Origin of the sequence: Amycolatopsis pittospori (genome assembly GCF_013870525.1) — a bacterium.
In the GTDB taxonomy this organism is placed as follows: domain Bacteria; phylum Actinomycetota; class Actinomycetes; order Mycobacteriales; family Pseudonocardiaceae; genus Amycolatopsis; species Amycolatopsis pittospori.
In genome coordinates this window covers 58,825-65,989 of the sequence record NZ_JACBXD010000044.1, presented here as the reverse complement: position 1 = coordinate 65,989, position 7,165 = coordinate 58,825, and the positions used below count along the sequence as shown (strand labels likewise).

The following is a 7,165-nucleotide window of genomic DNA, read 5'->3' as shown; positions in this document are numbered from 1 at the left end:
CCGGCGGGCCGGACGCCGACGGCCCGCCGAAGCCCTGCTTACCCGCCACCTCGATACACTCTTTCCCTACACGACGTCTTCTGCTTGAGATCGGATCCGGGCGCAGTTTCGCCAGCAGTTCCCGCAGGTGGGCACGTTCGGCGGGGCTCAGGCCCGCGAGGTCACGGTGCCGCAGGACCTCGTCCTCGCTCGCGGCGACCCGGAGGTGGTCCGGCTCGGCGCCGGACTCGCCCGCGTTGGGCGTCTGCGCGAGTGCGGCGATCTTGGCTCGCTTCGGGACGGCTTCCCGGCTTCGCCGCTTCGGTCGGGCATCGGCGGGCGTGAACCAGCTGTCGAAGGCGGCGTCGTAGCGCGGGAGGTCGTCGGGGTCGGCGCACAACGTCAGGCGTCCGGCCCAGTACAGCTGCTCGGGGTCGGCCAAGTCGACTTCGCCGACGGCCGCGAGATACGCCTGCACGCGGTGCGCGTCGCACGGCAAGCCCGCTTCGCGCAAAGCCTCCGCGAAGCCGACGAAACCCGTCACTGGATCGCTCACACCCCCATTGTGCGCGCGTTTCGTCCTCTGGATGCGGTAGTTGCACGCGCAAGTACCGCATTCAGAGGACGAAACGCGGGTCAGCGGGCGAAAGTAGGTCCTGCCGGAGGTCCGCGTTTCTCGCTACGGTGACGCCATGTTCTCGTCCCGTGCCGTGCTCGCCGCCCTGCTCGCCTGCGCCCTCGGCGTGGCAGCCGCCCCGGCCGCCTCGGCCGCTCCGAAACCTTCCCCGGTCCCGGTCGTGTACGACGGCGATTCGGATTTCGCGGACATCGCGACGCTCGCATACCTGTGCCAGGCCCACAAACAACGGCGGATCGACCTGCGCGCGGTCACCGTCACCAACAACGGCGCCGGGATCCCCGGACGCGCGTTGACCCACGTGCGGACGGCGCTCGGGAAATGCGGTCTGTCCGGCATCCCCGTCGCCGACGGCTCCGACACCGGCGTGAACCCGATGCCCGCCGACGGCCGCGCCTGGACCGAAAGCATCCTCAACGGCGCGCTCGGTGACGCGAACGTGCCGAGCCGCCCGTCGCACGTCAAGGCGTCGGCGCTGCTCGCCGCGACGGTGCTCAAATCGTCGAAGCCGGTCGTCGTGATCGCGACCGGACCGCTCACCAACGTCGCGAAGGCGCTCGACGTTCCCGGTGTCGCGCAACGGATTTCCCGGCTCGCGGTGATGGGCGGAGCCTTCGACGTCCCGGGCAACCTGTTCGGCCCGGGCGCGGAGGAGTTCGACGGTACGCAAGAGGTCAACATGTGGCTGGACCCCGCGTCGGCGGACAAGGTGTTCGCCGGGATCCCGCGCGGACGCGTCGACATCGTCGGACTCGACGCCACGAACGACGTCCCGATCACACCGTCCTATGTGGAGCGTCTGGGCCGGGAAGGCCGGACCACGGAAGCGAAACTGGTGCACGCGATCGTCACCCAGCCGGATCTCACCCCGGCCGTCCAGGATGGTTCGGCGTACTGGTGGGACACCCTGGCCTCGTCCGAGGTGTTCGACGCGGTGAGCCCGGTGAAGCTGCGCCCGGCGAAGGTCGACGTCCGGCAGGACGGTGCCGCCGCGGGCCGGACCTACGTGTCGCCGGAGGGAACACCACAGAACGTCGGCTACGACGCGGATCCCGCGGCCTACGAGAACGGCTTCCTGAAGATGCTGAACGGCTAGGGCGTCAGGCGCAGCCCGTCGACGAGCACCCCGACCATCCGGCGGGCGTCGTACCGGGAATCGCCACCGGCGCCGATACAGAGGTTCCCGACGCCGCGCATGACCTCGATCGCCCGCAGGTCGGAGCGGATCTCGCCCGCTTCGGCCGCGGCGTCGAGCAAGTGCGCGCAAACCGGCACGAGACGGTCGAGGAAGTAGGCGTGCAACGTCTCGAAACCGGGGTTGTCCGCCTGCAGCACGGCGGCGAGACCGTGTTTGGTGACCAGGAAGTCGGCGAAGAGGTCGATCCAGCGTCTCAAGGCGAGGTACGGGCTATCGCTGTCCTCCAGCAGGGCGGGCCCGGCTTCGGCGCACGCTTCGACCTGATGCCGGTACACGGCGATGATGAGGTCGGCGCGGGTCGGGAAGTGCCGGTAGATCGTGCCCATGCCGACGCCGGCCTTCGCCGCGATGTCACGGACCGGCGCCTCCACCCCTGAAGTCACGAACACCGCGGCCGCCGCGTCGAGCAGGGTCTCCGCGTTGCGCCGGGCGTCCGCGCGTTGGGACTTGCCCTCGTCACTCATCACGCCACTCCTCACAGCCGATGCTAGCGGAGCAACGTTCCGCTTGCTCATGATGTCATGACGACATCCCTCACGCAGTATCGCGGCGCCGGCGGTTCAGGAGAGCAGTTCGTCCAGTTTGGCGCGGACGCGGTCGATGTCCTCGCTGTACTTGAGCACCGAGCCGAGTGTCCGCGCGCCCGCCGCGGCGTCCAATTCGGACATGCCCAGGGCGAGGAGTGCCTGTGCCCAGTCGAGGGATTCCGCCACGCCGGGCGGCTTCAGCAGTTCCATCGCCCGGAACCGATGCACCGCCGCCGCGACCTGCGCCGCGAGCCCTTCGCCGAGATTCGGGATCTTGCGGCGCAGGATCTCGATCTCCCGGCCGAGGTCCGGATGTTCGAGCCAGTGATAGAGACAGCGGCGTTTCAGCGCGTCGTGCACCTCCCGCGTCCGGTTGGAGGTGAGCACCACGAGCGGCGGATGCTCGGCACGGACCTCGCCGAATTCGGGGATGGTCACCGCGTTCTCGTCGAGCAGTTGCAGCAGGAACGCCTCGAACTCGTCGTCCGCGCGGTCGATCTCGTCGACCAGCAGGACACACGGCGAGGTCTGCAACGCCTTCAGCAGCGGCCGGGAAAGCAGGAAGCGCTCGGTGTAGAGGGACTGCTCGGCGGTCTCCACGTCGAGTCGGCCGTCGCCGGCCGCTTCGAGCGCGCGCAGGTGCAGGAGCTGGCGCGGGAAGTCCCATTCGTACAGCGCCTGCGCCGCGTCGATGCCCTCGTGGCACTGGAGCCGGATGAGCGGCCGGCCCAGCGCTTCCGCCAGTCCCAGCGCGAGCGAGGTCTTGCCGGTGCCCGGTTCGCCCTCGCAGAACAACGGGCGGCCGAGCTTCAACGCGAGGAATCCGGCCGTGGCGATGCCGTCGTCGGCGAGATAGCCGACCGATTCGAGGGCTTCGGCCAGTTTCTCGGGCGATTCGACGGTCACGACCCGATCGTAAGCCTCGGGGAGCCGGAGATCAGCCTGGAAGATCCTCGCGGCGGTCGATGTCGTGCCCGGTGCCGAGGTCGCCGCACTCGACGAGCCGCAGATCCGGACGGCCCTTGAGCCAGTCTCGCGCGCCCTTGTCCCCCGAAGCGCCGGCCACGATCTCCGGCCACCAGCGGCGGCCGAGTACAACGGGATGACCAGGGACGCCGTCGTACGCGGCGCGCGCGACAGTGCTCTCGTCGGCGTCGTCCGCGACCCGGCGCACCACCTCGGCCCCGACCCCGGGCAGATCCACGAGGTGGACGACAGCGGCGTCCGCGCCGGTCTTTTCCATCGCGTTCAGGCCCGCGCGCAGGGACGCACCCATGCCGGACTCCCAGTCTCCGGCCACGACGGCGACCTCGGGGTCCGGCAGCAGCGCGCGGACTTCGGCGGCGGAGGCACCCAGCACTACGCGGACCGGGGTGCACCCGGCGTCGGCGAGCACTCGCAGCGCACGGACGACGAACGGCTCGCCGTCGAGGACGGCCAGCGCCTTCGGTCCGCCGAACCGGCGTCCGGCCCCGGCCGCGAGGAGCAGCCCGGCGATCTCAGCCATGCCCGGCCCTATTCATGCTCGGCCTCGTCCAAGACCGGCCTCATCCGTGGCTTGCCTTGCTCGGCGGCGCCGAGGCCAGGTCGGCCTCGATGGCTCGCGCCGCCGTGAGCAGCGACGGCAGCAGTTCGCTCTCGACCGACTCCGGCGTCGTACGGCTGGCGTGGGTGGACAGGTTGACCGCGGCGACCACCCGTCCCCGCCGGTCCCGGATCGGGGCGGCGATCGAGCGAAGGCCTTCTTCAAGTTCCTGGTCGACCATCGCGTAGCCCTGCTGGTGGACTTTCGTCAGTTCGGCGAGCAGTTCCTCGGGGCGGCTCATGGTGCGCGCGGTGAGCTTGTCGAGCTTCGCCCCGTCGAGGTAGTCGCGCAGGTCGGCGTCTTCGAGGTTGGCCAGCAGGACATGTCCCATCGACGTCGCGTGCGCCGGGAAACGCGTGCCGACGTTGATGCTGACCGTCATGATCCGCGAGACGGCCACCCGCGCGACGTAGACGATGTCCGGGCCTTCGAGGACGGACACCGAACTCGACTCGTGCACCTCGGCGGACAGTCGCTCCAGATGCGGCTGCGCGACCTCGGGAAGCGACATGCTGGATAGGTACGAGTAGCCGAGTTCGAGGACGCGCGCGGTGAGCGAGAAGTACTTGCCGTCCGTGCGCACGTATCCCAGGTCGACCAAGGTGAGCAGGAACCGGCGGGCGGCCGCCCTGGTCAGCCCGGTGGAGCGGGCGACGTCGCTCAGCGTGAGTTCCGCCGCGTCCGCGTTGAACGCCTTGATCACCGCCAGTCCGCGCTCCAGCGACTGGACATGGTGCGCTCCGCGCTCGGTCACCTCGCCTTCGTCCATACGAGAACCCTAACCGCCGCCCTTCTCCTGGGCCGCAGGCTCACCGAGTTCGGCCAGCACCCGCTGGGCGACGGCGAACGCCGCGTTCGCGGCCGGGGCACCCGCGTAGACGGCGGTGTGCAGCAGGACCTCGGAGATCTCCTGCGCGGTAAGTCCATTGTGGACCGCCGCTCGGACGTGCATGGCGAGTTCGTCGTGGGCCTGCAGCGCGGTGAGCGCGGCCAGGGTGACGCAGCTGCGGGTCCTGCGGTCGAGCCCGTCCCGCGACCAGACCGAACCCCACGCGCCCCGGGTGATGTAGTCCTGGAACGGGCGGCTGAACTCGGTGGTGCGGGCGACCGCGCGATCGACGTGCTCGTCCCCGAGGACCTCGCGGCGCACGCGCATGCCGGTCTCGTAGGTGTCGTCGGTCATCGGACCGCCTCCAAATGTTCGAGGATCAGCGAGGAAAACCGCTCCGGCTGTTCGAAGCTGCCCAGGTGCGCGGCGCCTTCGACGATCGCGAGCCGTGCGTCCGGGATGCCACCCGCGATCACCTCGGCGTGCTCGACCGGGGTGGCCGGATCTTCGGATCCGGCGATGACCAGCGTCCGCGCCGCGATCTTGGGCAGGTCCTCGACGAGGTCCATTCGCTCGATGGCCGCACACGAGGCCGCGTAGCCCTCGGCCGGGACGGCGGCGATCATCTCGCGCAGGTACTCGGTCCGCTCCGGATGCGCGGCGGCGTACTCCGCTGTCACCCACCGGCCGACTCCGGCTTCGGCGACCGACGCGGTTCCGTTCTCCCGCACGGCCTTCGCCCGGTCCGCCCACATCTTCGGCGGGCCGAGCTTCGCCGAAGTGCAGCACAGCACGAGGCTTTCGATCCGGTCGGCGGCGTGGACGCCGAGCCACATCCCGGTCATCCCGCCGAGTGAGAGCCCGACGACGTGCGCGCTTTCGACGCCGTGTGTGTCGAGCAGCGCCAGCAGATCGCCGCCGAGGTCGTCCAGCGTGTACGGGCCGGGCGGCACCGGGGACCCGCCGTGCCCGCGGGTGTCGTAGCGGATCACCCGGAACCCTTTGTCCGTCAAGGGTTTCACCTGCGGCTCCCACATGCGGTGGTCGCTGCCGAGCGAACCGCTGAACACCACGACCGGACCGTCCGCGGGCCCTTCCGCGACGCTGTGCACCTTCACCGGATCAGACATCGAAGAAGACCGTCTCTCCCTCGCCCTGCAGCCGGATGTCGAATCGGTAGCCGTCGCCGGTCTTGGCCGCGATCAGCGTGCCTCGGCGGGATTCCGGGACCGACGCCAGCACCGGGTCGCCGGAAGTGTCGTCGTCCTCGAAGTAGATCCGGGTGACCACGCGGTGCAGGAGGCCGCGCGCGAGCACCGAGACGTCGATATGCGGGGCCTGGGTGCTGCCCGCCGGCCCCGGCAGCACACCGGGTTTGATGGTCCGGATCTCGTAGTTCCCGCCGGGATCGGTCGGGCAGCGCCCGAAGCCCCGGAACCCGCTCGCGACCGCTCCGCGCGGATCGTCGGGGTGGTCGAACCGGCCGTCCGCGTCGGCCTGCCAGGTCTCGATCATCGCGTCCGGGATCGGCTCGCCCGCGCCGTCGAAGACGCGGCCGTGGATACGGATCGCGGCCGGTTCGTCCACCGGGACGACGTCCGGCCCGTCCGGCCAGGGCAGGCCGATCGACAGGTACGGTCCGACGGTCTGGGAAGGGGTCGTCTCCGGCATCAGTGCTCGTCCTCCTCGTCCTCGAAGACCGAGGCCTCTCGACCGCGCACGACGATGTCGAACTGGAATGCCGGCGCCCACTCGGGTTCGGTGCGGTCGAGGTCGAACCGCGCGATCATCCGCTGCCGCGCCTTCTCGTCCGGGATGGAGTTGAAGATCGGGTCCTGGGAGAACAGCGGGTCTTCCGGGAAGTACATCTGGGTGACCAGCCGCTGGGTGAACGCGCTGCCGAAGACCGAGAAGTGGATATGCGCCGGACGCCAGGCGTTGTCGTGGTTCTTCCACGGATACGCGCCCGGTTTGATGGTGGTGAAGGTGTAGCGGCCGTCGCCGTCGGTCAGCGTCCGGCCCGCGCCGTCGAAGTTGGGGTCGAGCGGCGACGGCCAGCGGTCCCCGGTGTGCCGGTAGCGCCCGCCGGCGTTCGCCTGCCAGATCTCGACGAGCGAATCCCGGATCGGCCGTCCGTCGCCGTCGAGCAGCCGTCCGGTGACGATGATCCGCTGTCCCTGCGGCTCACCCGCGTGCCCCTGGGTGAGGTCGTTGTCGAACTCGCCGATCCGCCCCGGCCCCAGCGCCGGCCCGGTGACCTCGGTCAGCAGATGCGGGAGCACGATCAGCGGCTCCTGGGGGTGCCGCAGCGCCGTCGACCGGTAACCGGCGTAGTCGAGCGGCGGATGCGTCCCCTCCGGATCGCGCCGGTAGCGCGGGAGCCTCAGTTCTGCGGGTGCGGACATGCTGC

Annotated in this window: 9 protein-coding genes and 1 pseudogene; 1 reads left to right on the top strand and 9 read right to left on the bottom strand. The window is 70.1% G+C overall.

Features of this window, described 5'->3' with window-relative positions; all coding sequences use genetic code 11:
- Positions 1–535: pseudogene (locus H5J31_RS23855) on the bottom strand (hypothetical protein); the annotation flags it as partial.
- Between the two features lie 136 nt (positions 536–671).
- On the opposite strand from H5J31_RS23855, the gene H5J31_RS23850 reads away from it, so the two are divergent.
- Entirely contained in the window at positions 672–1,712 is a 1,041-nt protein-coding gene (locus H5J31_RS23850) for a nucleoside hydrolase (RefSeq protein WP_181774861.1), read from the top strand.
- Here H5J31_RS23850 and H5J31_RS23845 read toward each other — a convergent pair.
- The 8 genes from H5J31_RS23845 to pcaH all read right to left on the bottom strand — a co-directional run bounded on the left by H5J31_RS23845 (position 1,709) and on the right by pcaH (position 7,160).
- A complete protein-coding gene (locus H5J31_RS23845; protein ID WP_181774860.1) occupies positions 1,709–2,278 on the bottom strand; it encodes a TetR/AcrR family transcriptional regulator in 570 nt (189 codons plus the stop codon). The two genes, H5J31_RS23850 and H5J31_RS23845, sit on opposite strands and share 4 nt — an antisense overlap.
- Positions 2,279–2,374: 96 nt before the next feature.
- Positions 2,375–3,247, bottom strand: a complete 873-nt coding sequence (locus tag H5J31_RS23840) for an AAA family ATPase (protein ID WP_181774859.1) — start codon at positions 3,245–3,247, stop codon at positions 2,375–2,377.
- A gap of 31 nt (positions 3,248–3,278) precedes the next feature.
- Positions 3,279–3,848 (bottom strand): nucleotidyltransferase family protein, encoded by a 570-nt coding sequence (locus H5J31_RS23835; RefSeq protein WP_181774858.1) that lies wholly within the window; start codon positions 3,846–3,848, stop codon positions 3,279–3,281.
- 40 nt (positions 3,849–3,888) lie between these two features.
- On the bottom strand, positions 3,889–4,695 hold the full coding sequence (locus H5J31_RS23830; RefSeq protein ID WP_181774857.1) for an IclR family transcriptional regulator domain-containing protein: 807 nt from the start codon (positions 4,693–4,695) through the stop codon (positions 3,889–3,891).
- A 9-nt stretch (positions 4,696–4,704) separates the two neighbouring features.
- Positions 4,705–5,109: a 4-carboxymuconolactone decarboxylase gene (gene pcaC, locus H5J31_RS23825; RefSeq protein ID WP_181774856.1), complete on the bottom strand. Its 405-nt coding sequence runs from the start codon at positions 5,107–5,109 to the stop codon at positions 4,705–4,707.
- Positions 5,106–5,885 (bottom strand): 3-oxoadipate enol-lactonase, encoded by a 780-nt coding sequence (pcaD, locus tag H5J31_RS23820; RefSeq protein WP_181774855.1) that lies wholly within the window; start codon positions 5,883–5,885, stop codon positions 5,106–5,108. The genes pcaC and pcaD overlap by 4 nt, the downstream gene beginning before the upstream one ends.
- Positions 5,878–6,426: a protocatechuate 3,4-dioxygenase subunit alpha gene (gene pcaG, locus H5J31_RS23815; protein ID WP_181774854.1), complete on the bottom strand. Its 549-nt coding sequence runs from the start codon at positions 6,424–6,426 to the stop codon at positions 5,878–5,880. The genes pcaD and pcaG overlap by 8 nt, the downstream gene beginning before the upstream one ends.
- Entirely contained in the window at positions 6,426–7,160 is a 735-nt protein-coding gene (pcaH, locus tag H5J31_RS23810; protein WP_181774853.1) for a protocatechuate 3,4-dioxygenase subunit beta, read from the bottom strand. The genes pcaG and pcaH overlap by 1 nt, the downstream gene beginning before the upstream one ends.
- Positions 7,161–7,165 lie beyond the last annotated feature (5 nt).